Consider the following 26,264-nt stretch of genomic DNA (forward strand, 5'->3'; position numbering starts at 1 on the left):
ACGAAGGCGCGTTAAATCCCCGACCCGTCCAGCTGTTGCGCGTCGTCGCCTTCCCATGGCGCCGGCATCGAGGCGCCCCGGCTGAGATTGGCCGAGGGCATCGGCATCCAGCATTTCAGTTCCGGCTCGACATATTCGACGACGCGGCCGGGCGAGGAATCGGAGGCACGCCAGCCTTCGTCACCGAACTGATCGGCGCGTGACCAGTAGGCGAGGTCGACTTCGGCTGGCCCCTGTTCGGACGGGCGGACCGTAACGAGTATCCGGCTGCCGTCTTTCGGCGCGCTGGACATGTGGCGCCAGCGGTCGGGCTCATCCATCGTTTTACCTCCTGCCTTGCTGTGGGATGAAGTGTCGCCTCGCCATCGGAGGCGGTCAACCCAAACTTTGCACGCCCATCCTGTTTCGATGGGGCTGCTCGTTCCGCCCGGTCCGCGGGGCATGTATGATTGTCGGATTGCACCAGCCGCACCGCAGTTGCCGCCGGTATCACGGCAGGATGCGATGACGTGACGTGCTGACGACCGGCGCATACACAGAAGAACTTGAAGACGCCGGTCGCCATTTGGGGGCGTTGGGTGCATCACATTGGGGCGCGATGCAGGGTCAGGTTAGGCGGATGCCTGGTGTCCGCAATTGGAACACCGGCCCATGGTGAACAGGTGGTTACTATCCACAGGGCCGCGGCTGTAAACGGCAGGCGGCCCGCCGGTTTCCGGTCGTCCATCGTGGCCACGTCATCGTTCTATCGGCTGTGCGCAACGCGAATCGCAGGCTCCGCGCCGCTCGACGGGCCGCGATCGGGTTGGTAAGCCCGTCTGCGAAGGAGTTGATGAGTCTGGCATGACCGTTGCGATCGAGATGGGAAACACGACGGCGGGCACCCCGGCGAACCTCGATCTCGAGGAGTTGCTGGCGACCCGCCTTCTGGTGCAGGGCAATTCGGGCTCCGGCAAGTCACATCTCTTGCGACGGCTGCTCGAACAGAGCGCGCCCTGGGTGCAGCAGACCATCATCGACCCGGAAGGCGACTTCGTTTCGCTGGGCGAACGCTACGGCCATCTGGTGATCGATGCCGAGGAGCATACCGAGCGCGGCCTGCAGGCGGCCGGCGAGCGGGCGCGCATCCACCGTGTCTCGACGGTGCTCAACCTCGAAGGGCTCGATGCCGAGAACCAGATGCGGCGCGCCGCCGCCTTCCTCGGCGGACTGTTCGAGGTGGCGCGCGACCACTGGTACCCGATGCTGGTGGTGGTCGACGAGGCGCAGCTGTTCGCGCCGGCGGTGGCCGGCGAGGTGCCGGACGAGGCGCGCAAGCTCTCGCTCGGCGCCATGACCAATCTGATGTGCCGCGGCCGCAAGCGGGGGCTGGCCGGCATCATCGCCACGCAGCGGCTGGCCAAGCTCGCCAAGAACGTGGCGGCGGAAGCCTCCAACTTCCTCATGGGCCGCACCTTCCTCGATATCGACATGGCGCGCGCCGCCGATCTCCTGGGCATGGAACGACGGCAGGCGGAAGCCTTTCGCGATCTGGAGCGCGGGCAGTTCATGGCGCTGGGGCCGGCGCTGTCGCGCCGCCCTCTCGGCCTGCGCATTGGCCCGACCGACACCAGCCCGCGCAACGGCACGCCCAGGCTGATGCCGCTGCCGGAGGCGGCGCTCGAGGATGCCCGCGCCATCATCCTGGCCGCCCCGCCGCCGGAGACGATGCGCGCGCCGCGCCGGGTGGCGTCGCCGGACCTGCTGGAGCAACTGATGGCGGCGAAATCGGCGCCGCGCGACATCCGCCCCGAACCGGTCGAGCCGCCGATCAGCGCCGAGGATCTGGCCGAACGGCGCGAGCGGATGGACCGCATCCTGCGCGCCATCCTGGCCGAGCCCGATGCGGGATTTCGCGTCATCGGGGTCCTCTACCAGGAGTTCGTCGTGCGCTGCCGCATCGAGGGGTTGGCTTCGGTGGTGCCAGATCTCCAGGAATTCCGGCGCATGCTGACACGCGCCCGTGCCGGGGTGGGGTCCGAGATGGCCGAGGATGATGCGTGGCGGGATGTTTCGGTGCGCGCCTCGCTGCTGCCGGAGGACATGCAGGGCGTGTTCATGATGATCGCGCGCGCGGCTAAGGAGGGCTGGCCGTGCCCGAGCGACGCCGCGATCGCCCGCGCCTATGGCTCGCACTCCATGCGCCGCGCCCGGCGTCTGCTGACCTATATCGAGGAGCAGGGTCTCATCGTCTGCCAGCTCGACGGCGCCGGCCGGCGCACCGTGACGCTGGTCGAACTCGCCTGGGCCACCGCGCCCGGCGATCCCAACGCCGAAGGAGCGGAGCAGGGAAGCCTGGCGTTGTGAGGGCGCCATGAAACGTTCAACCTCGGGCTGATCAGGCGGGCACCCTGCAAGACCGGCCGGGTGCGGTCGCTTATCGGATTTCGGTGAAGGCCAGCCGTGCGAGAACGCCACCCTTACTGGATGACACCGTCGACCGCCCGCCATTCCGATGGGATGATGAGCCGATCCGTCTGATGTGCGGCGATCGGTTCCCGGCTTCGCGGGCGCTGAGCCTGCGGGGAACCAAGCGACGGCCACGCAGGTTAAGTCAGCATTGGGTTCCCCGAGACGAGGCGACGTCATGAGCATCCTGCAAAGCATCAAGAACGCTGCCGAACAGGTGACCGGTGCCGCAAGACCGGACAGGCAACAGGCGGCCGATCTTGTCAGGCCACGAAAATCGAACGAGTTCAGGTTTGGGGACGATGGGCTGGTGCCCAACCATCCGTCCTGGCCGCTGATGGTTTATCGCGGTGCCGTCACGCTGCCGGAGGAGTTCGATCCCGCCGCCGTCATGGAGGAGCTTTTCTCGGCTAACGGATGGGGGGACAGCTGGCGCAACGGCATCTACGACTATCTCCACTACCATTCGCGCATCCACGAGGTGCTGGGCGTGGCGCGCGGTATCGCGAAAGTCCGGTTCGGCGGCAAGAAGGGACGAACGCTGGCGCTGAAGGCCGGCGATGTCGCGGTTCTTCCGGCCGGAACCGGGCACCAGCGCATCTTCGCCTCCGACGACTTTCTCGTGGTTGGCGCCTATCCGCCGTCCGGCACCTATGACGAATGCACGACCGCCGCCGATCACGCCAAGGCGGTGGTGACGATCCCCAGGGTAGGTCGTCCGGGCAAGGACCCCGTCTATGGAAGCAAAGGCCCGCTGCTGGCGGCGTGGAAGAAAGACTGAGTTCGCCGAAGCCCAGGAGAGCAAAGCTCATTGACGCAAGCCCTGCCTCGGCACGAGCGCCCAAGCAGATCGACGCAATAGTCATCACGTCGGTGGAACGTTCTCAAACGCCCGCGATCGCCAGAAGCCAAGCCAGGATATCGAGCAACAGAAAGACCAGCGCAAACTGCAACGCCACCCGGAGCCGCTGGATAATCCGCCAGTTGCTGGCCATGTCCGCCTTGATGCGGAGGGCCAGCGCGCGGTGCATGGCCGACATTGTCGTCGGCTTGTTGCCATCGACATACTGATGGAGCAGCTCTTCTGGATCGAAGCGGAATGTGTACTGATGGTAGGGCCAAAGCATGAAGACGATCAGGCCGCCGATGCTGAACAGCAGGGTCACCGCGGTCCAGTCCCAAACTCCAAGTTCGTTGGAAAGGGCCGCGCCGCCCAGCAACGAGTTTGCGAATGCGGTGGCAAAGATAAGACTCCCGGCGCGGGTGTTCATGTTCTCGACAACGGTCTTCTGATGCGTGAGACCTCTCACCGCCTCCTGATAAATAAACGCAAGACGAGATCGTCGTCCTCAAGACCGCCTGCGACAGATCCGTTGCTTTATCCTCCACGCGGACGTGCGACCATAAGGGTGCCTCTCTAGCAGGGCAGGAATGCGCCAGCTTAACCCAAAATCCTTCGTCGTAACCACTGGACTTCGAGATGCTTCTACCGCTCCTCGACGATCCGCAAATACGCCGCCGTCACGAACAGCACGATCAGCCCGAACAAGATCCTTCTCGCGCCCTCAGGCATCTGCAGGATGGTCAAGAGCGTCGTCAGCACGGTGAGGATCAGGGCGCCGATGATGGTGCCGGTGTAGCCGCCGCGGCCGCCGAAGATGGAGGTGCCGCCGATGACGGCGGCAGCTATGCCGACTAGCGCCATGGCAAAGGGCGAAGCCGCGCGGCCGGATGGCATCGAGGCGGTCGTCATCGTCACGCCCAACCATCTGCACGCGCCGATCGCCACCGCCTTCCTTGAAGCCGGCATCGACGTGATCTGCGACAAGCCGCTGTCGACGACGCTCGGTGACGCCGAAGCGCTGGTGGCGCTCGCGAAGGCGAAAAAGCGCCGCTTCGTCGTCACGCTCAACAACACCGGCTACGCCATGGTGCGCCAGGCGCGCGAAATGGTGATGACGGGCGAGCTCGGCCGGATCGTGTCGGTGCATGGGGCCTACATCCAGGACTGGCTGACCAAGCCGATCGACGCCGACGGCCAGAAGCAGGCGGAGTGGCGCACCGATCCGGCGAGGGCAGGGCAGTCGGCGGTGCTGGCCGACATCGGCGTGCACGCCTTCAACCTGGCAAGCTTCATTTCCGGCCGCGAGGCCGAGGCTGTCTCGGCCGACCTGTTCACCGCCGTGCCCGGACGCCGGCTCGATGACAATGCGCATGTGCTGGTGCGCTGGACCGATGGCGCGCGCGGTACGATCCTGGCCAGCCAGACATCGCCCGGCCACTACAACGATCTCTCCGTGCGCATCTATGGCGACAGAGCCGGGCTCGAATGGTCGGGCGCGCGGCCGGAGGAACTGCGCTTTTCCGTCCATGGCGAGGAAACCCGCACGCTGGTGCGCGGCGGCCATGGCTCGACGGCTGAAGCCCGCCGCGTGTCGCGCATGCCGGCGGCACATCCGGAAGGCTATATCGAGGCCTTCGCCAATTTCTATCGCGACGCCGCCGACATCATCCGCGCCCACCGCTCGGGAGGCGCGGTCGATCCAGCCCGCGCGGCGCAGGTGCCCGACGTGGTCGACGGCGCGCGCGGCGTGAAGTTCGTCGCCGCGGCGGTGGAGTCGAACGCGGCGGGTGGAGCGTGGACGGCTGCCCTGTTCAGGTGAGGTCACGCCAAGCCTACAGCATGTCGCGGCGAATAGGATTCGCCCGACCTGCTGTAAGCTTCTGATTTTATGCATGTCGTTATCCCGGATCCGAGGACACTTCCGGGCGACATGCATTGGGAATTCGAACGGAATCAGCCGGCGACGGACAACCGACGAGATCGAACGAATCTGCTCAGCCCGTCGGAATCCAAGGGCTGCGCGAAGGCGTAGCCTTGCAGAATGTCGCAGCCAAGCGCTTTAAGCAGACGGGCGTGCTCCATCGTCTCGACACCCTCTGCTACGATCTCGATGCCGAGGGATTTGCCGATTTCGATGATCGAAGACACGACTTGCCTCTGCTGGGGTGAATTCACGATTGGATCGACCAACTGGCGGTCTATCTTCAGGCGGCGAGGCTGCAATTTGAGCAGACTGACGATTGAGGCGTAGCCGGTGCCGAAATCGTCGATCTCGATGTCGATACCGAGTTGCTTGATCTGCTCGAGGTTCCACGTGACCAGGTCATCGTTGTCGTCGAGGAAGATGGATTCGACGAGCTCAAAGGAAAACGTTCCCTTCCTGATGTCGAGATCTCGCAAACTCGCTATGAGTTGCTCATCGTGAAGGCGCCGTGCCGAAACGTTGACTGACACGCGCGGAACGCCAATCTTCTGCGCGGACCATGCTTCGAAATCCAAAAGCGATTGCTGGAGGATTTTCTGGTCTATTATCGAGACGACGTTCAGTTCTTCGGCGGTCTTCAGGAAAACGTCGGGTGTCAGAATACCCTTCTCAGGGTGGTTCCACCGAGCCAGCGCTTCAACTCCCACGATCTCCTGCGTCCTGGCGCTAAATTGAGGCTGGTAGAACGCGATGAATTGATTTTGTTCGAGGCCGGCGAGAATTTCGTCGGCAATTCTCTTCGTGTTGACGATTTCGCTTTGCAACTCGCCAGTGAAGAATTCAAACCGGTTGCGGCCACGTCTCTTTGCCCGGTAAAGGGCGATATCGGCATTTACCAGCAACTGTCTGGTTTCGGCGCCCGTACCATCGTCGATTGCAATTCCGACGCTGACGCCAAAACGGCACTGGTGACCGTGGTAATAAACGGGCCTGCGCATCTCTTCGATAATGCGGTCCGCAAGCGCGGCCGCCTGGGCATCTTCACCGCCTACCGTGCAGAGCACGACGAATTCGTCTCCTCCAACCCGAGCGACGAAACCTCGATCGCCGACGTTGGACTTGAGAACGGATGCGGCATGCACCAGCATCGCGTCGCCCGCCGCGTGGCCGAGCGTATCGTTGATGTGCTTGAAGCGGTCCAAATCGACGTGAAGCAGTGCGGCATGGCCGCCGTTCAGCCTGGCCTTTGCCGCGTAATCATTCAGCACCTGGTCCAGGTAGCGCCGATTGGGCAAATCCGTCAGCGAATCGTGCATGGCGACATGTTCTGTGCGCGCCTTGGCAGCTTCGAGTTCCGCATTTTTCGACTCGGCCAGCTGTTTTGCGCGAACCAGATCGGTGTTCAGCATTACATCTGACGTCACGTCCCATTCGGCCCCCACCATTCGGGGCGAATTGTTCGCGGTCTCGTAAAAGATCGCCCTGGACCGGACATGGCGAATTTCGCCGTCTGGACGAACAACCCGGTATTCCGATGAATATGTGCCTCGCCCGGTCACGGCATTGTCGAAGTCTGTAAGCGCCTGAGGCAGATCGTCGGGATGAATGGCCCCGGCCCAGTCGGTATATCCGCGTGGTCCGCCATCAGCCTCCCTGCCATATATTTCGTTGACGCGGTCGTCCCAAGCAAGATGGTTGGTTTCGAGGTCGTGTTCCCAAACGCCAATGGCCGAGGCCTCCAGGGCAAGTTCCAGCCGTCGCGACAGCCGATTTAGTTCCCAGTAGTTTCGCTGCCTTTCATTGATCAGGCGGCCCGCCGCCAGGAAGGGAAACAAAATCAGTGCCGCTGCCGCCGCCATGATCGCCCGGAGCCGCCAGGCGTTGGCGGGCGTGGCGGGCCAACCGCCCTTGGGAATCGCCGCGATCCGCCAGGAGCCTGACGGGACAAGAATGTCGACCGTCACCGGATCGCCTTTGACGACACGTTCGTCACCGAAGAACCGGAGTCCCTTCGCGCCGGGGGCGTCATTGCCGATGAGCGCGACCTCAATCCCGAGATTCTTGTCGAGCAGTCCGCTCGCCTGGTAGAGGCGTTGCACGTCGACGACCGCGGAAACGATTCCCCAGAACCGGTCGGTATTTCCCGCACTCTTTACGAATACCGGAAACCGGCCGATGAAGCCCTGTCCTCCCTGCTGCAGATCGACCGGGCCCGCGAGAACAAGCTTGCGCTCGTCACGCGCACGCAAGGCAGCCGCACGCTGCTGGTCGTTCTTGCGGTAATCGAGACCAATGGCTTTCTCGTTGCCGGCCATCGGGTACATCAAGGAAATGACCAGGTCGGGCGCGCCGGCAATATTGCGAAGTTGAGACTCTTCGTTGAACAATCTGCTGGCAAGCTCAGCGAAACGTTGCTGCCCCATGTAGGGTTCGGTTGTGACTGCCGCGACCAGTCCTCGCGCCAGCTGGAGGTTGCCGTTGATGTTCCCTTCGAGCCTGGCGCGAACGACATTGACTTCGGCGAGGACATCCGCGCGGGCGGCCTGGTCCGCAACGACTTTGTTTTGATGGTCAGCGAACGCCGCGCAAACGGCAATGACCACAACCGCGATCGCCACCGGAATCCTCGCCGGGGAAAAGACGGCCCCCTTCATGCGGCCGGACATGTCGGCGAAAACAGCCAATAAAACAAGATTCCCTGTGTTAGTCAGGCTCTTTGAAGCCTCATCAAGGGAATATTAGTTCGCTATAACTTAATTTTAGCCTTCACAGTCCTTAAAATTTTTGCGCCTTCGGACACCGCGCGCGGACCGCACTAGATTTCGCCACATGGCGAAACTAGTGGCTATCGACTTTCTTCTGGGCGATCCGATACGTTCCGACGCCGCGCTTGGTTGCCCCGATTGAATAGGCCATTGGAATCTTGGGGGCGTTTTCCGGCAGGCCGTACATATCCTTGCCGGCCCTTACCGCGAATGAAAAGTGCTGCCAGGAAACGGTGTCGTGCTCATTGAGGAAATCAAGCGTCAGGCCCGCAGCGATCAAGGCGTTCACCACGTCGCTGATCGGATGAATCCATTCATAGTAGCGAGGATGCTTCAAGGTGCGCTCATCGCCGGTGTAGGTCAGCTCTTCGTTCCAGACGAGAGGTCGCGCTACCGGCGTTCGCCAATCGTCCTTCAATTCGAGCGCAGCAGCCTTGCGATTGCACTGGAACATCAAGGGATGGCCCTCGGCCATATAGAGCCGGCCGCCGGGCCGCAGAAGATCGGCAACCACCCGGGCCCAACGGAAGACATCGTCAAGCCAGTTCACCGATCCCCAGGTAACGTAGACGATGTCATAGGTCCGGTCGAGCGCTTCGACAGCCTCGTACAGCGGCGCTTCGACGAAGCGAACGTCGCTGCCCGCCTTGGAGGCGAAAACTCGCGCCGCGGTGATCGCCCTTGGTGAAAAGTCCAGGCCGGTCACACTGCCGGCGCCGAGATTCCTGAGGCTGATCGTGTCGAGCCCGATGTGGCACTGCAGATGGACGATGTCCTTGCCGAATAAGTCACCGATCTCGCGCGTTTCCAGCTCATAGAGATTGGATCCACCAGCCAGCACGTTCTCGATACGATAGCTGCCGGTTCTGTCGGTCGCGTGCAGTTCGGCCCGATCGTCCCAATTCAGGAGGTTCGTGTCCAAGAACGGTTCCAACTGTCCCCCAATCTCAGCCGCGGCATGGTAAACAGCTGGTTAACGTAGATTGCAGTGAGCGGGCGTGCACGTCAATCCCAGGGCCTTGCGGGTAGTGGGTCAGTTTGAAATTCCGCCCCGATCACAATAGGGGCTTTCGCCAAGCGTGGAGAATTGTCCTCATGAGAGCACAATATAAGGGTCACCGAGTTGTAGAGACCAAGGCTGGCACATTCGCCCTTGATACGTGGAAGCCGCGCGATCCCACCGATTTTTCCGTTATTATAGATTTCTATGCAGGCCCAGAAGGAGATACCAGCGCCGACGCATTTACGGTGACCGTCTGCTCTCCGAACCGTTTTCTTCGCTCACAAAGCGGCAACGTATTTTCTGGGGAAAGCGTAATCTTCATGATCAGATTTGACTACGATGAGCTGGAAAAATTTCTCACAGATCGTTGCACGGCTACCGAGGGCGATACATGGGACGCGATAGGCGCGCAACTAACGAGGCTGGGGCGCTGGGAGTTCGACTATCGTCTTCAGATTTCAAACTGACCCACTACCGCCTTGCGATGTGTCGCAACTGGCAGGGGTAACTGGCGCGGTCATCTCAGACGCGGTGCCCGGCGCCACTTACGCCGGTACGTATCGCGCATGCCGATGGCGCACTGGGATGCGGCGTGGACGACGACGAAGTTTGAGGAACGACAGCCAATCTCCCCGCTCCTAATGCATGTCGCCCGGAAGTGTCCTCGGTTTCGGGACAACGACATGCATAAAATCAGAAGCTTACAGCAGGTCGGGCGAATCCTATTCGCCGCGACATGCTGTAGGGGTGGTTGGCAGCTTATCGCGACCGCATCATGCCGCCCCCAGCCGTTCCGCCAAGTCCACCACCATCGGGCGTTGCCCCGCAAGCATCTTCACCTCGGCTTCAGCCAATGTGAACCAGCCGGCTCTGTCGACCTCCGGGAATTCCTTCATCCTTCCGGATCGCGGCGGCCATTCCATGGTGAAAATGTTGCTCCTGATGGCGGCCACATCGATGTCGGCCTCGACGGACCAGGCGGTGACAGTCTTTCCGCCCGGTTGCCGGTAGTCGCCAAGGCGCGAGAAGGGGCCTTCGACCTTCACGCCGAGCTCTTCCTCGGTCTCGCGTCGTGCCGCCGCCAGTTGGTCCTCACCCTCGTCGACAAGGCCCTTCGGGATCGACCAGGTGCCATCGTCCTTCTTCGCCCAGAACGGGCCGCCGGGATGCACCAGCAGCACCTGGATGTCACCCCCGCTACGGCGATGGATCAGCAGGCCCGCGCTGCGTTTTGCCATGTTTGCATGTCCGTTTGCGGCAGTGGTGCGAAGCCGGCCGATCCCGCGTTGATCATTTCCGCCCTTGCACCGGGAAATTGCGACGCTATGTCAGTCGCATCTGCATTGCACCTCATGCGCGAGTCCGGCAATCTGATAGCATCGTTTTTGGGGCGGCGTCGAAAGTCAGGTGAGGCGTCCGAATGCAGCTGGGTCTGATCGGCTACTACAGCGACTTCGTGGTCTATCCCCTGGTGATTGCCATATTGGGTGTGGCCGGGTTGATCGAGGCCGGAGAGGAAAGCGCGCCGGACTGGATCGGCACGGCGCTGATGTGCCTTGGCCTGTGGACGCTGATCGAATACGTCCTGCACCGGTTCGTGCTGCACCATGTCCCCTGGATCCGGGACCTGCATGATCGTCACCATGTCGAGGAGCGCAGTCCGGTGGGCACGCCCACCTGGCTCAGCCTGGGCGTGCATGCGCTGGTGGCGTTCCTGCCTGTCTGGATGGTGTCGGATTTCGCGACCGCCAGCGCGGTGAGCTGCGGCTTGATGCTGGGCTATCTCTGGTACGTCAGCGTCCACCACATGATCCATCACTGGCATCCGACCCATCCGAGCTATCTCTATACGCTCAAGCGCCGCCACGCGGTGCACCACCATCTCGACGACAACGCCAATTTCGGCGTGACGTCGATATTCTGGGATCGGGTTTTCGGCACCGCGCGGCTTTGAGGTGGGTCTTTCGACAGGTCACCAACATCGTTTGTGGTCCGCGGGCGGTCGAGCGATAAAATCTAGGCCGAGCGCCCTGGCCAGAATAACCAGATGAGCGCGGCGGCCACCAGAATCCAGATTCCAACGATGAATGCGAGACCGCCGCGGCTGGTCGGTTTGGATCGGCGAATGGCCTCCGCGCGAAACTCCGCCATCAGATCGGCGGGGATCAATTTCACCGCAAGCAGGATGCCGAGTGGTACGACGATCAGATCGTCCAAATATCCGAGTACGGGAATGAAATCGGGTATCAGATCGATAGGACTGAGCGCGTAGGCGGCGACTGCCCCGGCGGCAACTTTGGCGTACCAGGGAACGCGAGGGTCGCGGGCGGCCAGCCACAAGGCCACCACATCGCGCTTGATGGCCCTCGCCCACTGCTTTGCCTTGTCAAGGACAGTCACGCGGCAACTCTCCTTATAAGACCCGCTAACGATCAGCGTCTCCGCTCCTTACAGCATGTCGCGGCGGATAGGATTCGCCCGATCTGCTGTAAGCTTCTGATTTTATGCATGTCGTTGTCCCGGAACCGAAAACACTTCCGGGCGACATGCATAGCTTCGATCATTGCAACGATGTCCGCGATCTGCAAACTGACCTGCTACCCAATTTCGCGTCTACCAAAAGCCGGTGATGGTGAAGCGCGATCTGCTGTCCGCCGTGACCGCCGTGCCGCCTGATTCGGGAAGTTGATCCGGAAGGCGTGAGCGACGGCGAGGGCTCCTCCGCTCACAACTCTTTTTCCGCCAACTCCCTGAATTCATCGGGCACCGAGCGCGCCGCCTCCAGCGCCACCGTGCCGTAGCCGACCGCTTGTTTGCCGAAGCGTTCGCGGATCTTGTCGATGGCACGGTCGGCGCCGAAACGGGCGAGCCCTTTTTGGCTGCCCGGGCGGCGCTTCTCGTCGGCAAGGCCGAGCGGCAGGTCAAGCTGCAGTTCGACGCTCTCCTCCAGGTGCGAGACCGAGATCGCCAGCAGCGAGATCGTCTTCTCCCGTGGATGATCGACGAGCACGCCGCGCACCAAATCCCCCGCGATCTCGGCCAGCATGATGGTCGCCGAGATCGGCTGCTCCAGCGTGATCGAGCGCGTAACGGCGCTGAGATCGGCAAAGCGCACGCGCACCGTCACCGTGCGGCCGGGGCGGTTCCTGGCGCGCAGCCGGCTGGCGACGCGGTCGGCCAGATGCAGCAGTGTCGGCACGATCACCCGCGCAACGGCCGGTTTTTGCCCGAGCGCCGACTGCGCGCCGGCCGAGTGCGCCCGGCGCTTCGTCTCCAGCTTGCGCGGATCGCGGTTCCACGACAGGGCCGCGAGCTTTTCACCGGCGGCGGGGCCGAGCAGCCGCGTCAGCGCGCCGCAGTGCGTCCGGGCCAGTTCGCCGATGGTCTCGACGCCGATCTCGGCCAGCCGCGCCCTGGTCGCCGGTCCGACGCCCCACATCAGCGAGACCGGCAAGTCGTGCAGGAAGGCAAGCTCGGTACCGGGGTCGACCACCACCAGCCCGTCGGGCTTGGCGACCTGCGAGGCGATCTTGGCCAGATGCTTGGTGCGCGCCACGCCGATCGAGATCGGCAGGCCGAGTTCGGCCCGCACACGGCGGCGGATCGCCGTCGCGATCTCCCGGGGGGAGCCGAACAGATGAGTGCAGCCGGCGACATCGGCAAAGGCCTCGTCGATGGAGATGCGCTCGACCACCGGCGTGAAATCGTCGAGCACCTTGATCGCCGCATCGCCCAGCCGCTGGTAGTGGCTGAAATTACCGCCGACGAAGGTCAATTGCGGGCAAAGCTCGCGCGCCTTGCGCCCCGGCATGCCGCCGCGCACGCCGAAGGCACGGGCCTCATAGGAGGCAGCGAGCACCACGCCGCCGCCAACCGCGATCGGCTTGCCGCGCAATGCCGGGTCCAGCAACTGCTCGACCGAGGCATAGAAGGCGTCGAGATCGGCATGCAGGATGGTGGCCGTCGTTTCCATCCTGTTCCGCTCATCCGCGATTGCTGATAGACCAGAACATATAGAGAACAAATGCGGATCGTTGTCAATGCGAAGCGCCGAGGGCTCGTCCTTTGCCCACAGGCGAGGCGGAGCCTAGACAATATGCTCCGCCCGCAGCGTTGCCTTCATTCGCTCCAGCGCCGGCTCACCGCCGGCCGCCAGTTCGTCGGCGATGCGGGCCAGCTTGTCATCGGCCTTGCGGTGCTTGCTGCCCCAGGCGCCGAGCGTGGCCAGCACCGGCAAGAGGTCGATGCCGACCTCGGTCAGCCGGTAGATTGCCTTCAACCCGTGGCTCGGGTCGCCGCTGCGGGTGATGATGCCTTCATCCTGCAGTGTCTGCAGCCGCTCCGCCAATGTGCGCGAGGAGATGCCTTCATCGGATTGCAGGAACTCGCGAAAATGCCTTTTGCCGGCGAAGATCAGGTCGCGGATGATGAGCAGCGTCCAGCGGTCGCCGAGCAGTTCCAGCGACAGGTTGATCGGGCAACCGGATCTTTCACGTGTCGACATCTCTATGGTTCTATTTTTAAATCACTTTACTATTGACATCATTTTCCCGGCAGATCAAATGGTTCCGAAAGTAAACCATTTGCGACCAGGCTTGGCGAGGACAACCCGATGAAAAAGCTCATCCTGCAGATGCAGATGTCGGTCGACGGTTTCGTCGGCGCCGATGCTGACCACCCATGGCAACTCTGGGAATGGGGCGACGACAATGGCTGGGACGCCGAACTGAAGCGCGATTTCAACGCCGTGTTCGCCGGCATCGACACCATCCTGCTCAGCCGCAAGATGGCCGAGGAGGGCTATCTCACCCATTGGGGCAATGCGGCGAGGAAATATCCGGCCGATCCGTTCTATGCCTTCGCCCGGCGTGTCGTCGAGACGCGCAAAGTGGTGCCGAGCGACAGGCTCGAGGCCTCCCGATGGGAGCGTACGACGGTGGTAAGCGGAGACCTGCTGCGCGAGGTCAACGCGCTGAAGGCGGGCGAGGGCGGCGACATGGCCGTCTTCGGCGGCGCCGGCTTCGCCTCGGCGCTGATCGTGGCAGGGCTGGTCGACGAGTTTCAGCTGTTCGTCAATCCTGCCGTGCTGGGCGCGGGCCGCCGCATCTTCGACCAAGGCGGGTTCCGAAACCTGCGGCTGCTTGGTTCGAAAGCCTATGCCTGCGGCATGGTGGTCAGCCGCTATGCGCCGGCGGGCTGATCGCCGAGGGCTCGCGCGAACAAAAAAGACAATTGGGCGGAATCCTTTGCCCGCCTCTCTTCGTCTTCAAGGTGCGGTTGTCGGAAGGGCGGCCGCATCAATGCTGAATGGGAGAGACAGAACCATGATCCTGGTGACAGGCGCCACCGGCCTGAACGGCAAGGCAATCGTGCGCGAGTTCGCGCGGCAGAAGCATGAAGTGAGGGCGCTGGTTCGCGATCTGGACCGGGCATCGGCGGTAGGGCTCGGCGGAGTGGCCGGCGTCGAACTGGTCGAGGGCGATATGAACCGGGCGGAGACGCTTGGCGCGGCACTTAATGGCATCGATCGTGTGCTGATGATTTCGACCGCCGCTGAAGACATGGTCGAGACGCAGTGCCGCTTCATCGACGCCTGCAGGCAGGCCGGCGTCGCGCATGTGGTGAAGTTTTCCGGTGCCGAATCCAACATCGGCTATGACGCGACGAAGTTCCGCTTCACGCGCATGCATGAGGACATCGAACGCTATCTCGAAGCCGCCGGAATGGCGTGGACCCACCTTCGCCCCAGCCAGTTCATGCAGGTCTATTTGCGCGACGCGCCGACCATTGCCGCCGAAGGCGCCTTCCATCTGGCGCTTGGTGACACCGAGCTGTCGCCGGTCGATGTCGAGGACATCGCCAAGGTCGCCGTCCGTCTGCTGCGCGACAGTGGCCACGAAGGCGAGAGCCTTGACATGACCGGACCTGAGGCGCTGACCATGAGCGACATCGCGGCGCGGATTTCGCAGGCGATCGGCAAGCCGGTCCGCTATGTCGATATCAGTCCGCAGGAGCGCCGGCGCAATCTGCTGGCCAGCGGCATTTCTCTCACCTTCGCCGATGCGCTGGACGAGCAACTGGCCGAGCGGCTGCGGCGGCCGAAATCGCGCGTGCATCTGGCGACGCATGAGATGTTCGGCGTGCGGCCGACGCCGTTCGTCGAATTCGCCCGGCGGCATGCTGCCATATTTGGCGGAGGCTGAGCGCGTCCGCAAAAAAGCGCCCACCGCCACGTATCCTTTTTGCCTGCCCGTACGTCTCTGCCTTCCGAAGGTCGCGCCTTCCGCGACCCGCAACCCCGGGAGAATATCATGGCGAGCATCGAGAGCGAGGCAAACAGGAACCATTACGCCGCGATCGCGGCCAATGCGGGCAAGCTGACCAGCCCGCAGGCGATCATCGACCACAACGATATCCACTGGACGGCGCTGACCGGCGAGCCGCGCGGCGTCGACTATATCGAGGTCGATGCCGGCGGCGTGGCGGCGATGTGGGTCGTGCCCAAAGGCGCCGACGAGCAGCGGGTGCTGCTTTATGCGCATGGCGGCGGCTTCATCGGCGGCTCGATCTACACCCACCGCAAGATGGTCGGCCATCTCGCCAAGGCCGTGGGGTGCCGGGCGCTGCTCTACGACTATCCGCTGGCGCATCAGGCCAAGCACCCGGCCCAGCTCAAGGCGGCGATGTCGGCCTGGAACTGGCTCGCCGACCAGGGCTTCGACCCCGGACGTGTCGTGATCGCCGGCGACTCCTGCGGCGCGGTGCTGACCTATGGCGTCCTGCAGCGGCTGCGTGCGCAGGGACGGCCGCTGCCGGTCGCCGCGCTGATCATCTCCGGCTGGTTCGACATGGCGATGACCGCTGCCAGCTACGAGACCAACCGTGAAAAGGATCCGGCCTTTGCCAAGGAAGCCGTCGACTGGCTGGCGGCCAATTTCATCGGCAATGCCGATCGGCGCGATCCCGAGGTCAGCCCGCTTTACGCCGATCTCTCCGGTTTTCCACCCGTCTTCCTGCAGGCTGGAGCCGATGAGACGCTGGTCGACGAAAGCCTCATGTTCGCCGAGCGGGCGAGGCAGGCGGGCGTCGAGACGCGGCTCGATGTCTTTGACGACATGCTGCATTCCTTCCAGATGATGGCGGGGCGGGCGCCGGAGGCCGACGATGCCATTGCCCGCTTCGCCGCCTGGGTACGGCCGAGAATGGGACTGCCGGCTGCCGGTGAAAAGACCAGCGAAAAGGCGGCGTGAGCGTGCGGCGGCTGATCGTGTCGAGTTTCGTCTCACTGGATGGCGTCGTCGAGGAGCCGATGACCTGGGCCTCGCCTTTCTTCGTCGGAGAGAATGTGGACCATGCCTTGCAGGCGCTTTCGAACGTCGAGTTCTTCCTGCTTGGCCGCGTCACCTACGAGATGTTCTTCGCGCGCTGGCCCGAGATCAAGGGGCCGTACATGGACCGCATCAACGGCCTGAAGAAGCTGGTCGCTTCGACGACGCTGGAGACGGTGACGTGGAATGCCTCGCTCATAGAGAGCAACGTCGCCGAGGCGCTCGCGGCACTGAAGCGCCAGCCGGGCGGCGACATCCTGAAATATGGCGTGTCGCAGCTCGACCGCACCTTGCTTTCCGCAGGGCTGGTGGACGAGTATCATCTGTCGATCGTGCCGACATGGGTCGGGCACGGCAAGCACGCCTTCGACGATGTCGGACCGGTCGATCTCGAACTGGTCGACATCAATCGTTTCGCAAATGGCGTGGTGACCCTGACCTATGTGCCGCGATGAACCAGCAGATCCGCAAATCTCCCGACACGACACAAGGCATGCGGGCCTGGCCTGAGCCCGACCGTATGTTCGACCTGCGCTATGCCGCGTTCCTGGAGACGGTTTCGCATCTGCGCGCCACGCTGCATCGCTATTGCGCGCGCATGACCGGCTCGGCTCTGGACGGCGAGGACATCATGCAGGAGGCGCTGTTCGAGGCCTATCGCAAGATCGAGCTGCTCGACGATGCGCAGGCGCTGCGACCGTGGCTTTTCCGCATCGCGCATAACAGGTGCATCGACTTCATCCGCAACCGCCGCACGCGGCACGCGGCCGAAGCCTTCTATGCCGGCGACGACATCGTGCTGCCGGTGGAGCCGGCCGGTCCGGGCGCCGGCCGCGCCATCGAGCGGCTGGTCGTGCATCTGCCACCGAAGGAGCGCGCCTGCGTGCTGCTCAAGGACGTCTTCGACCATTCGCTTGAGGAGATCGCCGACCTGGTCGGCTCGACCCCAGGCGGCGTCAAGTCGGCGCTCAATCGCGGCCGCGCCAAGCTCGCCGCCTTGCCAGCGCAACCGGTCGCAGCGCCGCCGCATGATCCTGAACTGGGGCGGCTGCTGGATCGCTATGTCGCGCTCTTCAACGCCAGGGACTGGGACGGGGTGCGGGCACTGACCAGCGCCGATGCGCGGCTGCAGGTTTCGGACTGCTACAGCGGCCTGCTCTCGGCCTCGCCCTACTTCGTGGAATATGAGCGCAGCGAGCTGCCCTGGCGCATGCGGCCAGGCGTGTTCGAAGAGGAGATCGTGCTGGTCGTCGACAGGCAATATGGCGATGTCTGGCGGCCGGCGTATCTGGTGCGGATCCATGCCGATGGCGGCGTCGTCAAGAGCATTGCCGACTATTATGCCTGTCCGTGGATCCTGGAGATGGTGTCCACTGATGCAGGCTCCCGACCGCCTCAATACCTCACTTCGCATCATGAAAGATGATGCCGACGGTATGGCGCATGCCTGAGCGCAGGCGGCTGACGCCGTGACGCAGATTGACGCGATAATTGCCTTTGGTTCCCTGCACCGGCCGGTTGTGGACGGCGAAAGCCACCGCATCGCCCTGGCGCAAGGGCACCACTTCGACCCGGCTCTGCATGCGCGGCCGCTGTTCGGTCAGCGCGAATTCGCCACCGGTGAAATCCTCGCCGGGCTCGGAAAGCAGGATCGCCACCTGCAACGGGAAGGCGAGGTCGCCATACAGATCCTGGTGCAAGCAATTGAAGTCGCCAGGCACATATTGCAGCAAAAGCGGCGTCGGCCTGGCCTGGCCGGCGGCATGGCATTGTTCGAGAAACGCGGCATGCGTGCCGGGGTAGCGCATGGCGATCCCCATGCGCTCGTTCCACCGGTTGGCGACCTCGGCAAGCCTCGGATACAGCGCGCCGCGCAGGCCGCCGATGAGGTCGGGCAAGGGATAGCGGAAATAACGGTATTCGCCCTTGCCGAAGCCATGTCTGGCCATGTGGATGTGGCTGCGGAAATGCTGCTCCTGCGGATAGAGGCCGGCGAGCTGCCGGCACTCTTGCGGTGAGAGCAGCTTTTCCATCACCGCGCAGCCGAAGCCGTCGAGCTCGGCGGCGAGCGCCGGCCAGTCGTAGACGGCGATGCGCGTCTCGGCGGCTTCGACCAGCGATGGTGCAACCCTGGCGTCGGCTTTCATATCGTGGCCTCCTTTTCCAGCAAGGCGCGCTTGCGTTCGATCCCCCAGCGGTACCCGGACAGCGAGCCGTCGGCGCGCAGCACGCGGTGACAGGGAATGCCGAGCGCGATGGCGTTGGCGGCACAGGCCGTCGCCACGGCGCGGGCGCCGTCCGGCATGCCGAAGCGCCGGGCAAGGGCGGTGTAGGTGACCGTGGCGCCGCACGGGATCGTGCGCAGCGCCTCCCACACGCGCTGCTGGAAGGGCGTGCCGTGGCGCATGTCGAGCGGCAGGTCGAGACCGGCGCCGGGCGTTTCGATGAAGCGCGCTATCGCCGCGAGATCGTCGTGCAAGCCCGCCTCGTCTTCGAGCAGCACGCTGCCGGGGAAGCGGTCGGCGAGGTCCTGTTCCAGCGCATTGGCGTCGGAACCGATCAGGATGGCGCAGACGCCGATGGGGCTGCGCGCCACGAGGATGGCTCCAAGGGCGGACCGGCCGACGGCATAGGTGATGGTGTCGAGGCCGGCGCTGGCGGCTGTCGCCGGCATATGGGCTTGCATGTGGTTCATTGCCTTCACTCCTTGTTGTGCCTGAACCCTAGCCATGTGCCGGATGTTCCTCACTCCGATGCTTGCTTTTAAATTGAATTTCAGGCGCTGGGCCTGGAGGGAGCCGGGGTAAGTGCTCTACGGCGCCCCCCTCTGTCCTGCCGGACATCTCCCCCACGGGTGGGGAGATTGGCCGTCACTATGGCTTTCGCCAATCTCCGATGCTGCAAGAAAGAGCCGGCGCTGAAGCCGCCGATCTCCCCCCTTGTGGGGGAGATGTCCGGCAGGACTGAGGGGGGCGCCGTAGAGTGCTGAGTGTATTTACGCAACACGCCGGACGGACACCTCCCCCAGCACGAACACTTCACCCGACATCAACCGCAGCTCGATCTCACCCGTCGCGGTGCGGCTCCATTCGGCCTGGCCATCCTCGACCAGCTCTCCCATGGCGGCCATCACCAGTGCCTTCGCGTCCTCTCGGTTGACGGCCTCGCCGTTGGCGATCTGGCTGTTCGCACCGGTGGTGGGAGACCTGGCCATCTCGCGCATTGCCGGATCCTCGTCAGGCTCGCGAGGGCCGGCAGGCATTGTCGGGTGCCTTCACCGGCCCGCCGGCTTCGCGGTCGAGCAGCGCGCGTTTGCGCTCCGCGCCCCAGGCATAGCCCGACAGGGCGCCGTCCTTCCTGATCACGCGATGGCAGGGGATGGCGACCGCAAGGGGATTGGCCGCGCAGGCGGCGGCGATGGCGCGGGTCGCCTTCGGCGCGCCGATACGCCGCGCGATCTCGGCATAGGAAACCGTGCGGCCGGCCGGGATGTCCCGCAAGGCCTGCCAGACGCGCTGCTGGAAGGCGGTGCCGCGCACGTCGAGCGGCAGGTCGAGACCGAGCGCCGGCGCCTCGACGAAGCCGACGACGCGGGCGACGAGCGCCTCGTAGTTGCTGTCGCCGCCGACCAGCCGCGCCTTGGGGAAACGGTCCTGCAGGTCGCGCACCAGCGTGTCGGGATCCTGGCCGAGCAGGATCGAGGCGACGCCGTTGCGGCTCGAGGCGACCAGGATTGTGCCGAGCGAGGTTTCGCCGACGGCGAAACGGATCTCCTCGTTGGCGCCGCCGGCGCGATAGCGCGTCGGCGTCATGCCGAGCATGCCGGTCGATTTTTCGTAGAAACGCCCGCTCGAATTGAAGCCCGCATCGTAGATCGCCGATGTCACGCTGACGCCGTCTTCCAGGCCCTGACGGACCCGGGCGGCACGCCGGGCCGCCGCGTAATCTTTCGGCGTCAGCCCGGTGACCGCCTTGAAAACGCGATGGAAATAGCCGGGGCTGCGGCCGGCGGCATCAGCCAGTTCGGCGAGCGAGGGTTCCACCTCGCTCTGCTCGATCCTGCGGCAGGCATCGGCGACCATCGCGGCGTTGGCGGCCTCGAGCGAAGGGCCGTCCGGATTGCAGCGGCGGCATGGGCGAAAGCCTGTCGCCTTCGCCTGTTGTAAAGTGTCGTGCAACTGGACATTGGCGGGGTTGGCGTGCCGCGACGGACAGGACGGCCGGCAATAGACGCCGGTCGTCGCCACCGAATACCAGAATGCGCCGTCGGCCGACTTGTCGCGCGCCACGATGCGCACCCAGCGCGGATCGTCGGCCACCGGCAGCGGCGCGGGTTGCAGATGTTTGGCCAAGGTGATGAACATAAGTACATTGAAGCCGGCGGAAGCCGGCTCCACCACCCGTTTCCGGACAACTGTCAGGAGGCGCATGCGTGGTCGAGGTCAAGATGTTGCATGTAACGCAGTCCTTCCCAATTTGGGAATTTCCCTTGTTCCCGATTTGGGAATTCGCTATATAAAGCGATGCAAATCATCGCCAAGAAAGCGCTGAAGGACTTTTGGGCCAAGCACCATCAAGCCGAAGCGCCTTTGACTGCTTGGTATGTTGCTGTCGGCAGGGCCGATTGGAAGACTCCGGCCGACCTCAAGGACGCATTCGGGGCGACCGTCGATTTCGTGGGCGACAACCGCGTCATTTTCGATATTGGCGGCAACAAGTACCGCTTGATCGTCCACGTCGCCTACAAATTTCACCGCGTCCTGATCAAATTCGTCGGGACACATAAAGAGTATGACAAGATTGATCCGGAGAAGGTGTGATGGAGAACATTCGACCCATTAAGACCGAAGCCGACTACGATTGGGCGATCGCCGAAATCACCAAATATTTCGAGAATGAGCCGGAGATCGGCTCTCCCGACGGCGATCGCTTCGACGTTCTCGCAACGCTGATCGAGGCTTACGAGGATAAGCACTACCCGATTGAAGCACCCGATCCCGTGGAAGCCATTCATTCGCACATGCAATTGTTCAACCTGCCGCGAAAGGCTTTGGCCGAGGTGATCGGGTCGTCGCCTCGGGCGACCGAGGTGCTGAACAGAAAGCGCGCCCTTACCCTCGACATGATCTTCAAACTGAACAAGGAATGGAACATTCCTGCCGAAATTCTCGTGCAACCCTATCACCTCGCAAATGAAAGGGGCGGCAAGCGCGCCTAAGCTTCTCCACGCGCTTGACGAGAGCACCGGTTCCTACGCCGCGCGTTTGGGTTCCACAGCGAACGGGCTGAGCCCGAGCCAGGTCTGCATCTTCCTGCCGATGGCCTGGTCGCCCGTCAGGGCGACCTTCGCGCCGGCCTTTTCGACGGTGAGCACTCCCATCCAGATCGCTGTCATCGTGTGCAGGTCGGTCGAGACATAGAGGTCGACGTCGAAACCCGGATCGTACCAGCACAGGTCGACCTCGCCGTGCTTTTCGACGATCAGCCACCAGGAGCGTTTGGAGGCGGGGAGTTCCTGATACAGAAATTGTATCACCGTGCGTCCCTCGGGCAGCGGCGAGGGGTTCAGGTTGCGCCGCATGTCCCACATCAGCAGCGACGGATCGAGGTTCTTGAGGGACAGGCGGGATTCGACCCATTTCTGGCCCCAGAACCCCATCGCCTCGACGACCGGGCGCAGGTCGCGGCCGGCCTCGGTCAGCCGGTAGTCGAAAATCCCTTTTTCTCCCTGGACCTCCTTGCGCTCGACGATCCCCGCCAGCTCAAGCTCCTTCAGCCGTTGCGACAGAAGGGTCGGCGACATTTTGGGCACGCCGCGGCGCAGGTCGTTGAAGCGGGTCGAACCGGCCACGAGCTCGCGCATCAGCACCATCGTCCAGCGGGTGCACAGCACCTCGGCGGCCATCGATAGCGGGCAGAACTGTTTGTATCCGTGCTGGGTCATGACTTGTGCCCTCTCCCTCGAACCTTGGGAGAACATTAGCCCTTCGTGATTGAGGCGGCGAGTACAGAAACTGTACCGGCCCAGTACAGATCGCGGACTGGCTGGCGTGGGCCCTGCCATGCGAGCCCTTTGGCCGGTGTACGGGATACCCCCGTGCGCCGCAACCAGGAGACCACAATGACTGCTTACGTTATCGCGGACATCAAGATGAGGGACCCGAAATGGGTCCCGGCCTATGCCGCCTCGGTGCACGACCTCGTCCACAAGCATGGCGGCAAATATCTGTCGCGCAGCGGCAATGTGAAGACGCTCGAAGGCAAGCCGCTCGACACGACGCTGATCGCCCTGATGGCTTTCCCGTCGGAAGCCGCGGCGCGCGCCTTCACCAACGATCCGGCCTATGCGCCTTTCGTTTCGGCCCGCCAGGGCGGCAGCGACAGCCGTTTCCAGCTGATCGACGACACCGATCTGGCCGGAACGATCCCGTATCTGCCGAAGGGATGACCGGCATTCGCCGCGTCGTTTTCGGGATCTCCAAGCAGCAACAGCCACGGCGCTTGCCTGTCGCGCTGCCGTATTATCGGCGGCCGGCCAGCCGTGCTTTTTCAACAGGAATGGAATGGATATGAAATCGAACTTTCGCAACGGGCTTCTCATGGCGGGGGCCATGCTGGCCGTCTGCACGACCTTCGCACAAGCGCATCAGGAGGCGCCAGCGGGCGCGCCGGATGCCAGTCCGCTGGCCGAGAAGGTGCGGGCGGCCAACAGCCGGTTTCTCGATGTCAACGCCGCGACGGCGGAAGGCTATGCGCCCATTCCCTGCGCCAGCGGCATCACCGGCGGCGCCATGGGCATCCACTATGTCAATGGCGGGTATCTGAAGGACGACAAGATAGACATCGCCCGTCCCGAAGCTGTGATGTACGAGCCGATGGCCGACGGCACGCTGAAGCTGGTGGCCGTCGAATACATCACCTCGAAGGGGCCGGCATCCCTCGAAGGGCAGCTGTTCAACTTCAACAGCGCGCCCAACCGCTATGGCCTGGGTGAATTCTACGAGCTGCATGTCTGGGCCTGGAAAGGCAACCCGACCGGCACGTTCGCCGACATGAACCCCAAAGTGTCATGCGAGCACGCGATGGCGCCAACCCAGTAACCGGCACGGCCAGGCGGCACCAATGCCGCCTGGCCGAAGCCTCGATATTGCGCGAAGTTTCTCAGGCGGCCTTGATCAGGCCGAGCTGGGTGAGGGCGGCGACGCCGTCGTCGAGGCCGATTTCCTCGACGATCCTGCCGTCGATCACCTTCAGCACCGTGGTGCCGGTGAAGCGCATGGTGCGGCCGGTGGCGGCGGGCAGCGAGCCGGTGAGGAAGTCGTCGAAGGCCGGGCCGGTATGCGTGCCGCCGCCCTCCCACTGGCCGACGACATAGTCGCCCTCGGCGATGAGATCGGCGGTGGCCCAGAAGTTGAGATCCGGGAAGGCAGCACGGAAATCGGTCATGAAGGCCTTGATGTCGTCGCGGCCGCGGCGCGGCTCGTGCAGCGAATATTTCAGCAGCATGTCGGGCGCGGCGACGGCGTCGACGACGGAGAGGTCACAGGTTTCACCCCAGAAGTCGGTGAACCATTTGACGACGACGGCCTTGTTGTCTTCCTGCTTGGTCATGGGGAGGTCCTCTTCTCGTTTGCCTTGGGATCACCGGGCTGGCTGGTGACCTCGGGCATTCCTAGGATCGTTCGAGGCGCGCAAAACTCCGGTTCTTGTCCGCCAATCGAAAGGCTGCAGTCACGATTGCCGCCGGGAGAGTAGACACTCCGCCCCTTCGCTGCCCCGGTAACTGTTTCTTCTCTGGTTTTGCCGCAGATTGCCCGACGGGTGGGGCAGGCGAAACGGACGATGGCGGATCAGGGCAAGAAAAGTCGCAACGGAGCGTTCTGGGCCAAGGCCCTGGAGAGCGCCGATCTTGGCGTCTGGGATTGGGATCTCAGCACCGGCGACTGCTTCTATTCGGCGACCTGGGCCCGGATGCTGGGTTACGAGGAGGGCGAACTTGCCAATGCCAGCGACCTGTGGCTGCAACTGACCCATCCCGACGACCGGGAACGGGCGCTGGCCAGCGGCGACCGCCACATTGCCGGGCTGACCGACGCCATCGAGACCGAACTCAGGCTCAAGCACAAGCAGGGCCATTGGATATGGGTGCTCGACCGCGGCGGCATCGTCGAGCGCGACGCCGACGGCAAGCCGCTCAGGCTGATGGGCGTGCAGACCGACATCTCGAAGCAGAAGGCCGCCGAAGCCGCGCTCGAACAGGTCAATATCCGCTTTCGCCTGGCGCTCGCCGCCAGCGGCAGCGGCATCTGGCACTACGACATCGCCACCAGAAAGAGCTATTGGGACGCGCGCACAAGGGAGATATTCGGCCTCGTGGCGGTGACCGACGAGGTGACGGCCGATCTCTGGCACAGCTACCTGCATCCCGACGACAAGGACGCCGCCGAACGCGCCCACAGGGTGCCGTTGGAAACCGACGGCGTCATCGTCTCGCAGTACCGCATTATCAAGCGCGACGGCCAGATCCGCCATGTCGAATCGCTGCTGCGTTTCATCGCCGCCGCCGGTGCCGCCGGTCAAGTCCTCGGCACGGTGCGCGACATCACCGAGGACAAGCTGCGCGAGCAGGAGCTTGCCTTCGCCGCCCGCCACGACGCATTGACCGGACTGTGGAACCGCGCCGCCTTCGACAGGCTGCTCGCCGACCACATCGCCACCGGCGTGACGCTTGCGGTGTTCTACATCGACCTCGACTACTTCAAGGCGCTCAACGATTTCGCCGGCCATGCCGCGGGCGATCTGGCGCTGAAGAGCGTCGCGGCGGGTATTGGCCGTTGCCTGCCGCCGTCGGCGCATGCGGCGCGGCTCGGCGGCGACGAGTTCGCGCTGATGGTGCCCGGTTGCGACACCGAGCAAGCCGAGCGGCTGGCCTGCGCCATCCTGGCGGCCGTGCGCGACGCCGATCTCGGCCTTGCCGCGACATCGCGCCGGCTGGCGGCCAGCATCGGCATCGCCATTGTCCGCGACCGTGTCACCACGGTTGCCGACGCGCTGGCCTGCGCCGACGATGCCTGCTACGCGGCCAAGGCCGCCGGGCGCGATCGCTTCGCGCTGTTTTCGACCGATGCCATCTCGGGTTCGGGCGGCCTCAACGCGGCACGGCTCGCCGCCGACACGGTGGACGCCATGGATGACGGCAGGCTGAAACTGTTCGGCCAGGAGATCCACCGGCTGGGCAGGCCCTGGGAAGAGAACCGCCATGTCGAGGTGCTGGCGCGGCTTGCCGGAAAGGGCGGTCGGCTGATCCCGCCTGGCGAGTTCATACCGGCGGCGGAGCGCTTCGGCATTGCCGCCCGGCTCGACCGCTGGATCATCCGCACCGCGCTGTCGCAGCACAGCGCGGCGATGAAATCCGGCGTGATCACGCTCGGCTTCAACCTGTCGGCACAGACGCTGAGCGATCCTGGGCTGTGGGACTTCGTCGACAGCACCATCGAAGAAACCGGGGCGCCGCATTCGGGCATCGGCTTCGAGATCACCGAAACCGCCGCCGTCACCAATTTCGATGCCGCCGAAACCTTCGTGCGCAAGGCGCGCGAGCGGCGCTGCAGGGTCAGCCTAGACGATTTCGGCGCCGGCATGAGTTCGTTTGAATATCTCAGGCGCTTTCCGGTCGATGCCATCAAGATCGACGGCTCCTTCATCGAGCATATCACGGAAAGCCGCTTCGACCGCGAGATCGTGCTGGCCATCACCAGCATCGCCCGCAGCCTCGGCTGCGCCGTCGTGGCCGAGAAGATCGAACGGCAGGACACGGTGGCCATGCTGGGCGACATCGGCGTCGAGTTCGGCCAGGGCTTCCTGCTGCACCGGCCCGAACCGCTGGAGCGGATCGTGGCGCGCGCGGCACCAATGGCCGACGACGCATCGAGACGCAGAGCGTCCTGACAGA

Annotated in this window: 29 protein-coding genes and 1 pseudogene; 15 read left to right on the forward strand and 15 right to left on the reverse strand. The window is 63.7% G+C overall.

The genetic code is table 11. From position 1 onward, the window contains the following. Positions 1 to 11 precede the first annotated feature (11 nt). Positions 12 to 320 carry a hypothetical protein gene (locus tag FJ970_RS14050; RefSeq protein ID WP_140762202.1) on the reverse strand — a complete coding sequence of 103 codons (309 nt, stop codon included), beginning with the start codon at positions 318 to 320 and terminating at the stop codon, positions 12 to 14. A 523-nt stretch (positions 321 to 843) separates the two neighbouring features. Here FJ970_RS14050 and FJ970_RS14055 point away from each other — a divergent pair. Continuing rightward, positions 844 to 2,346, forward strand: coding sequence for an ATP-binding protein (locus tag FJ970_RS14055; RefSeq protein WP_140762204.1), 1,503 nt, complete (start codon positions 844 to 846; stop codon positions 2,344 to 2,346). Positions 2,347 to 2,626: 280 nt separating this feature from the next. After that, positions 2,627 to 3,229, forward strand: a complete 603-nt coding sequence (locus FJ970_RS14060) for a cupin (protein ID WP_140762207.1) — start codon at positions 2,627 to 2,629, stop codon at positions 3,227 to 3,229. Positions 3,230 to 3,332: 103 nt separating this feature from the next. Here FJ970_RS14060 and FJ970_RS14065 read toward each other — a convergent pair whose 3' ends face one another. Together FJ970_RS14065 and FJ970_RS14070 are read right to left on the reverse strand one after the other, a co-directional pair. Then, positions 3,333 to 3,719 (reverse strand): hypothetical protein, encoded by a 387-nt coding sequence (locus tag FJ970_RS14065; protein WP_140762210.1) that lies wholly within the window; start codon positions 3,717 to 3,719, stop codon positions 3,333 to 3,335. Positions 3,720 to 3,934: 215 nt separating this feature from the next. Continuing rightward, positions 3,935 to 4,141, reverse strand: a pseudogene (locus FJ970_RS14070) (ABC transporter permease); the annotation flags it as partial. Positions 4,142 to 4,151: 10 nt separating this feature from the next. Between FJ970_RS14070 and FJ970_RS14075 the strand changes: the two are divergent. Further along, positions 4,152 to 5,111 (forward strand): Gfo/Idh/MocA family protein, encoded by a 960-nt coding sequence (locus FJ970_RS14075; RefSeq protein ID WP_227792127.1) that lies wholly within the window; start codon positions 4,152 to 4,154, stop codon positions 5,109 to 5,111. Between the two features lie 134 nt (positions 5,112 to 5,245). Here the strand turns inward: FJ970_RS14075 and FJ970_RS14080 are convergent, their stop codons facing one another. Continuing rightward, on the reverse strand, positions 5,246 to 7,870 hold the full coding sequence (locus FJ970_RS14080; RefSeq protein ID WP_181178732.1) for an EAL domain-containing protein: 2,625 nt from the start codon (positions 7,868 to 7,870) through the stop codon (positions 5,246 to 5,248). 184 nt (positions 7,871 to 8,054) lie between these two features. Beyond that, the gene (locus FJ970_RS14085; RefSeq protein ID WP_224593243.1) at positions 8,055 to 8,903 is read right to left on the reverse strand and encodes a class I SAM-dependent methyltransferase; all 849 of its coding nucleotides are present in this window, start codon (positions 8,901 to 8,903) and stop codon (positions 8,055 to 8,057) included. A 173-nt stretch (positions 8,904 to 9,076) separates the two neighbouring features. On the opposite strand from FJ970_RS14085, the gene FJ970_RS14090 reads away from it, so the two are divergent. Further along, the gene (locus FJ970_RS14090) at positions 9,077 to 9,451 is read left to right on the forward strand and encodes an Imm8 family immunity protein (protein ID WP_140762216.1); all 375 of its coding nucleotides are present in this window, start codon (positions 9,077 to 9,079) and stop codon (positions 9,449 to 9,451) included. Between the two features lie 306 nt (positions 9,452 to 9,757). Here the strand turns inward: FJ970_RS14090 and FJ970_RS14095 are convergent, their stop codons facing one another. After that, complete coding sequence (locus FJ970_RS14095) at positions 9,758 to 10,222, reverse strand: NUDIX domain-containing protein (RefSeq protein WP_140762219.1); 465 nt, start codon at positions 10,220 to 10,222, stop codon at positions 9,758 to 9,760. A 182-nt stretch (positions 10,223 to 10,404) separates the two neighbouring features. Between FJ970_RS14095 and FJ970_RS14100 the strand changes: the two genes are divergently transcribed. Further along, positions 10,405 to 10,938 carry a sterol desaturase family protein gene (locus tag FJ970_RS14100; RefSeq protein WP_140762221.1) on the forward strand — a complete coding sequence of 178 codons (534 nt, stop codon included), beginning with the start codon at positions 10,405 to 10,407 and terminating at the stop codon, positions 10,936 to 10,938. A 62-nt stretch (positions 10,939 to 11,000) separates the two neighbouring features. Here FJ970_RS14100 and FJ970_RS14105 read toward each other — a convergent pair whose 3' ends face one another. The 3 genes from FJ970_RS14105 to FJ970_RS14115 form a co-directional block, all read right to left on the reverse strand. Then, positions 11,001 to 11,384 carry a YkvA family protein gene (locus FJ970_RS14105; RefSeq protein WP_140762224.1) on the reverse strand — a complete coding sequence of 128 codons (384 nt, stop codon included), beginning with the start codon at positions 11,382 to 11,384 and terminating at the stop codon, positions 11,001 to 11,003. A gap of 325 nt (positions 11,385 to 11,709) precedes the next feature. Further along, positions 11,710 to 12,957, reverse strand: a complete 1,248-nt coding sequence (dinB, locus tag FJ970_RS14110; RefSeq protein ID WP_140762227.1) for a DNA polymerase IV — start codon at positions 12,955 to 12,957, stop codon at positions 11,710 to 11,712. Positions 12,958 to 13,071: 114 nt separating this feature from the next. Further along, positions 13,072 to 13,488 (reverse strand): winged helix-turn-helix transcriptional regulator, encoded by a 417-nt coding sequence (locus FJ970_RS14115; protein WP_140762229.1) that lies wholly within the window; start codon positions 13,486 to 13,488, stop codon positions 13,072 to 13,074. Positions 13,489 to 13,596: 108 nt separating this feature from the next. On the opposite strand from FJ970_RS14115, the gene FJ970_RS14120 reads away from it, so the two are divergent. The 5 genes from FJ970_RS14120 to FJ970_RS14140 all read left to right on the forward strand — a co-directional run bounded on the left by FJ970_RS14120 (position 13,597) and on the right by FJ970_RS14140 (position 17,738). Further along, positions 13,597 to 14,184, forward strand: coding sequence for a dihydrofolate reductase family protein (locus FJ970_RS14120; protein WP_140762232.1), 588 nt, complete (start codon positions 13,597 to 13,599; stop codon positions 14,182 to 14,184). Positions 14,185 to 14,308: 124 nt separating this feature from the next. Then, complete coding sequence (locus FJ970_RS14125; RefSeq protein WP_140762235.1) at positions 14,309 to 15,187, forward strand: SDR family oxidoreductase; 879 nt, start codon at positions 14,309 to 14,311, stop codon at positions 15,185 to 15,187. A 108-nt stretch (positions 15,188 to 15,295) separates the two neighbouring features. Beyond that, positions 15,296 to 16,234 (forward strand): alpha/beta hydrolase, encoded by a 939-nt coding sequence (locus FJ970_RS14130; RefSeq protein WP_140762238.1) that lies wholly within the window; start codon positions 15,296 to 15,298, stop codon positions 16,232 to 16,234. Then, positions 16,231 to 16,767 carry a dihydrofolate reductase family protein gene (locus FJ970_RS14135; RefSeq protein WP_227792129.1) on the forward strand — a complete coding sequence of 179 codons (537 nt, stop codon included), beginning with the start codon at positions 16,231 to 16,233 and terminating at the stop codon, positions 16,765 to 16,767. The genes FJ970_RS14130 and FJ970_RS14135 overlap by 4 nt, the downstream gene beginning before the upstream one ends. Further along, positions 16,764 to 17,738, forward strand: a complete 975-nt coding sequence (locus tag FJ970_RS14140) for a sigma-70 family RNA polymerase sigma factor (protein ID WP_140762241.1) — start codon at positions 16,764 to 16,766, stop codon at positions 17,736 to 17,738. The genes FJ970_RS14135 and FJ970_RS14140 overlap by 4 nt, the downstream gene beginning before the upstream one ends. Here the strand turns inward: FJ970_RS14140 and FJ970_RS14145 are convergent. From FJ970_RS14145 to ada, 4 genes are all read right to left on the reverse strand, one after another. Further along, entirely contained in the window at positions 17,716 to 18,459 is a 744-nt protein-coding gene (locus tag FJ970_RS14145; RefSeq protein WP_140762244.1) for a 2OG-Fe(II) oxygenase, read from the reverse strand. The genes FJ970_RS14140 and FJ970_RS14145 overlap by 23 nt on opposite strands. Continuing rightward, entirely contained in the window at positions 18,456 to 19,007 is a 552-nt protein-coding gene (locus tag FJ970_RS14150; RefSeq protein ID WP_140762247.1) for a methylated-DNA--[protein]-cysteine S-methyltransferase, read from the reverse strand. The genes FJ970_RS14145 and FJ970_RS14150 overlap by 4 nt, the downstream gene beginning before the upstream one ends. Before the next feature lie 300 nt (positions 19,008 to 19,307). Next, positions 19,308 to 19,535 (reverse strand): hypothetical protein, encoded by a 228-nt coding sequence (locus FJ970_RS14155; RefSeq protein ID WP_140765332.1) that lies wholly within the window; start codon positions 19,533 to 19,535, stop codon positions 19,308 to 19,310. A 13-nt stretch (positions 19,536 to 19,548) separates the two neighbouring features. Beyond that, positions 19,549 to 20,676: a bifunctional DNA-binding transcriptional regulator/O6-methylguanine-DNA methyltransferase Ada gene (gene ada / locus FJ970_RS14160; RefSeq protein WP_181178828.1), complete on the reverse strand. Its 1,128-nt coding sequence runs from the start codon at positions 20,674 to 20,676 to the stop codon at positions 19,549 to 19,551. A gap of 159 nt (positions 20,677 to 20,835) precedes the next feature. Between ada and FJ970_RS14165 the strand changes: the two genes are divergently transcribed. Beyond that, positions 20,836 to 21,132, forward strand: coding sequence for a type II toxin-antitoxin system HigB family toxin (locus tag FJ970_RS14165; RefSeq protein ID WP_140765328.1), 297 nt, complete (start codon positions 20,836 to 20,838; stop codon positions 21,130 to 21,132). Continuing rightward, positions 21,132 to 21,530 carry a helix-turn-helix domain-containing protein gene (locus FJ970_RS14170; protein ID WP_140765326.1) on the forward strand — a complete coding sequence of 133 codons (399 nt, stop codon included), beginning with the start codon at positions 21,132 to 21,134 and terminating at the stop codon, positions 21,528 to 21,530. Before FJ970_RS14165 ends, FJ970_RS14170 begins: the two co-directional genes overlap by 1 nt. A gap of 33 nt (positions 21,531 to 21,563) precedes the next feature. Here the strand turns inward: FJ970_RS14170 and FJ970_RS14175 are convergent, their stop codons facing one another. After that, positions 21,564 to 22,256 carry a winged helix-turn-helix transcriptional regulator gene (locus tag FJ970_RS14175; RefSeq protein WP_140765324.1) on the reverse strand — a complete coding sequence of 231 codons (693 nt, stop codon included), beginning with the start codon at positions 22,254 to 22,256 and terminating at the stop codon, positions 21,564 to 21,566. Positions 22,257 to 22,433: 177 nt separating this feature from the next. Between FJ970_RS14175 and FJ970_RS14180 the strand changes: the two genes are divergently transcribed. Both FJ970_RS14180 and FJ970_RS14185 read left to right on the forward strand, forming a co-directional pair. Continuing rightward, positions 22,434 to 22,760: a DUF1330 domain-containing protein gene (locus tag FJ970_RS14180; RefSeq protein WP_140765322.1), complete on the forward strand. Its 327-nt coding sequence runs from the start codon at positions 22,434 to 22,436 to the stop codon at positions 22,758 to 22,760. Between the two features lie 115 nt (positions 22,761 to 22,875). Continuing rightward, a complete protein-coding gene (locus FJ970_RS14185; protein ID WP_181178826.1) occupies positions 22,876 to 23,412 on the forward strand; it encodes a hypothetical protein in 537 nt (178 codons plus the stop codon). 61 nt (positions 23,413 to 23,473) lie between these two features. On the opposite strand, the gene FJ970_RS14190 is transcribed toward FJ970_RS14185, so the two are convergent. Next, positions 23,474 to 23,923 carry an ester cyclase gene (locus FJ970_RS14190; protein ID WP_140765320.1) on the reverse strand — a complete coding sequence of 150 codons (450 nt, stop codon included), beginning with the start codon at positions 23,921 to 23,923 and terminating at the stop codon, positions 23,474 to 23,476. Between the two features lie 231 nt (positions 23,924 to 24,154). On the opposite strand from FJ970_RS14190, the gene FJ970_RS14195 reads away from it, so the two are divergent. Beyond that, positions 24,155 to 26,260 (forward strand): EAL domain-containing protein, encoded by a 2,106-nt coding sequence (locus FJ970_RS14195; RefSeq protein ID WP_140765318.1) that lies wholly within the window; start codon positions 24,155 to 24,157, stop codon positions 26,258 to 26,260. The last annotated feature ends 4 nt before the right edge of the window (positions 26,261 to 26,264 follow it).

The organism is Mesorhizobium sp. B2-1-8, assembly GCF_006442545.2.
Classification (GTDB): Bacteria; Pseudomonadota; Alphaproteobacteria; order Rhizobiales; family Rhizobiaceae; genus Mesorhizobium.

What these genes read in the sequence shown, in the direction of transcription:
- FJ970_RS14190 (WP_140765320.1), bottom strand. Translation starts at nt 23,923, where the DNA reads ATGACCAAGCAGGAAGACAACAAGGCCGTCGTCGTCAAATGGTTCACC.
- FJ970_RS14165 (WP_140765328.1), top strand. Translation starts at nt 20,836, where the DNA reads ATGCAAATCATCGCCAAGAAAGCGCTGAAGGACTTTTGGGCCAAGCAC.
- FJ970_RS14180 (WP_140765322.1), top strand. Translation starts at nt 22,434, where the DNA reads ATGACTGCTTACGTTATCGCGGACATCAAGATGAGGGACCCGAAATGG.
- FJ970_RS14095 (WP_140762219.1), bottom strand. Translation starts at nt 10,222, where the DNA reads ATGGCAAAACGCAGCGCGGGCCTGCTGATCCATCGCCGTAGCGGGGGT.
- FJ970_RS14125 (WP_140762235.1), top strand. Translation starts at nt 14,309, where the DNA reads ATGATCCTGGTGACAGGCGCCACCGGCCTGAACGGCAAGGCAATCGTG.
- FJ970_RS14145 (WP_140762244.1), bottom strand. Translation starts at nt 18,459, where the DNA reads ATGAAAGCCGACGCCAGGGTTGCACCATCGCTGGTCGAAGCCGCCGAG.
- FJ970_RS14090 (WP_140762216.1), top strand. Translation starts at nt 9,077, where the DNA reads ATGAGAGCACAATATAAGGGTCACCGAGTTGTAGAGACCAAGGCTGGC.
- FJ970_RS14155 (WP_140765332.1), bottom strand. Translation starts at nt 19,535, where the DNA reads ATGCGCGAGATGGCCAGGTCTCCCACCACCGGTGCGAACAGCCAGATC.
- ada (WP_181178828.1), bottom strand. Translation starts at nt 20,676, where the DNA reads ATGTTCATCACCTTGGCCAAACATCTGCAACCCGCGCCGCTGCCGGTG.
- FJ970_RS14115 (WP_140762229.1), bottom strand. Translation starts at nt 13,488, where the DNA reads ATGTCGACACGTGAAAGATCCGGTTGCCCGATCAACCTGTCGCTGGAA.
- FJ970_RS14130 (WP_140762238.1), top strand. Translation starts at nt 15,296, where the DNA reads ATGGCGAGCATCGAGAGCGAGGCAAACAGGAACCATTACGCCGCGATC.
- FJ970_RS14075 (WP_227792127.1), top strand. Translation starts at nt 4,152, where the DNA reads ATGGCAAAGGGCGAAGCCGCGCGGCCGGATGGCATCGAGGCGGTCGTC.
- dinB (WP_140762227.1), bottom strand. Translation starts at nt 12,957, where the DNA reads ATGGAAACGACGGCCACCATCCTGCATGCCGATCTCGACGCCTTCTAT.
- FJ970_RS14195 (WP_140765318.1), top strand. Translation starts at nt 24,155, where the DNA reads ATGGCGGATCAGGGCAAGAAAAGTCGCAACGGAGCGTTCTGGGCCAAG.
- FJ970_RS14050 (WP_140762202.1), bottom strand. Translation starts at nt 320, where the DNA reads ATGGATGAGCCCGACCGCTGGCGCCACATGTCCAGCGCGCCGAAAGAC.
- FJ970_RS14120 (WP_140762232.1), top strand. Translation starts at nt 13,597, where the DNA reads ATGAAAAAGCTCATCCTGCAGATGCAGATGTCGGTCGACGGTTTCGTC.
- FJ970_RS14065 (WP_140762210.1), bottom strand. Translation starts at nt 3,719, where the DNA reads ATGAACACCCGCGCCGGGAGTCTTATCTTTGCCACCGCATTCGCAAAC.
- FJ970_RS14055 (WP_140762204.1), top strand. Translation starts at nt 844, where the DNA reads ATGACCGTTGCGATCGAGATGGGAAACACGACGGCGGGCACCCCGGCG.
- FJ970_RS14170 (WP_140765326.1), top strand. Translation starts at nt 21,132, where the DNA reads ATGGAGAACATTCGACCCATTAAGACCGAAGCCGACTACGATTGGGCG.
- FJ970_RS14185 (WP_181178826.1), top strand. Translation starts at nt 22,876, where the DNA reads ATGGATATGAAATCGAACTTTCGCAACGGGCTTCTCATGGCGGGGGCC.
- FJ970_RS14080 (WP_181178732.1), bottom strand. Translation starts at nt 7,870, where the DNA reads ATGAAGGGGGCCGTCTTTTCCCCGGCGAGGATTCCGGTGGCGATCGCG.
- FJ970_RS14100 (WP_140762221.1), top strand. Translation starts at nt 10,405, where the DNA reads ATGCAGCTGGGTCTGATCGGCTACTACAGCGACTTCGTGGTCTATCCC.
- FJ970_RS14175 (WP_140765324.1), bottom strand. Translation starts at nt 22,256, where the DNA reads ATGACCCAGCACGGATACAAACAGTTCTGCCCGCTATCGATGGCCGCC.
- FJ970_RS14150 (WP_140762247.1), bottom strand. Translation starts at nt 19,007, where the DNA reads ATGAACCACATGCAAGCCCATATGCCGGCGACAGCCGCCAGCGCCGGC.
- FJ970_RS14140 (WP_140762241.1), top strand. Translation starts at nt 16,764, where the DNA reads ATGAACCAGCAGATCCGCAAATCTCCCGACACGACACAAGGCATGCGG.
- FJ970_RS14060 (WP_140762207.1), top strand. Translation starts at nt 2,627, where the DNA reads ATGAGCATCCTGCAAAGCATCAAGAACGCTGCCGAACAGGTGACCGGT.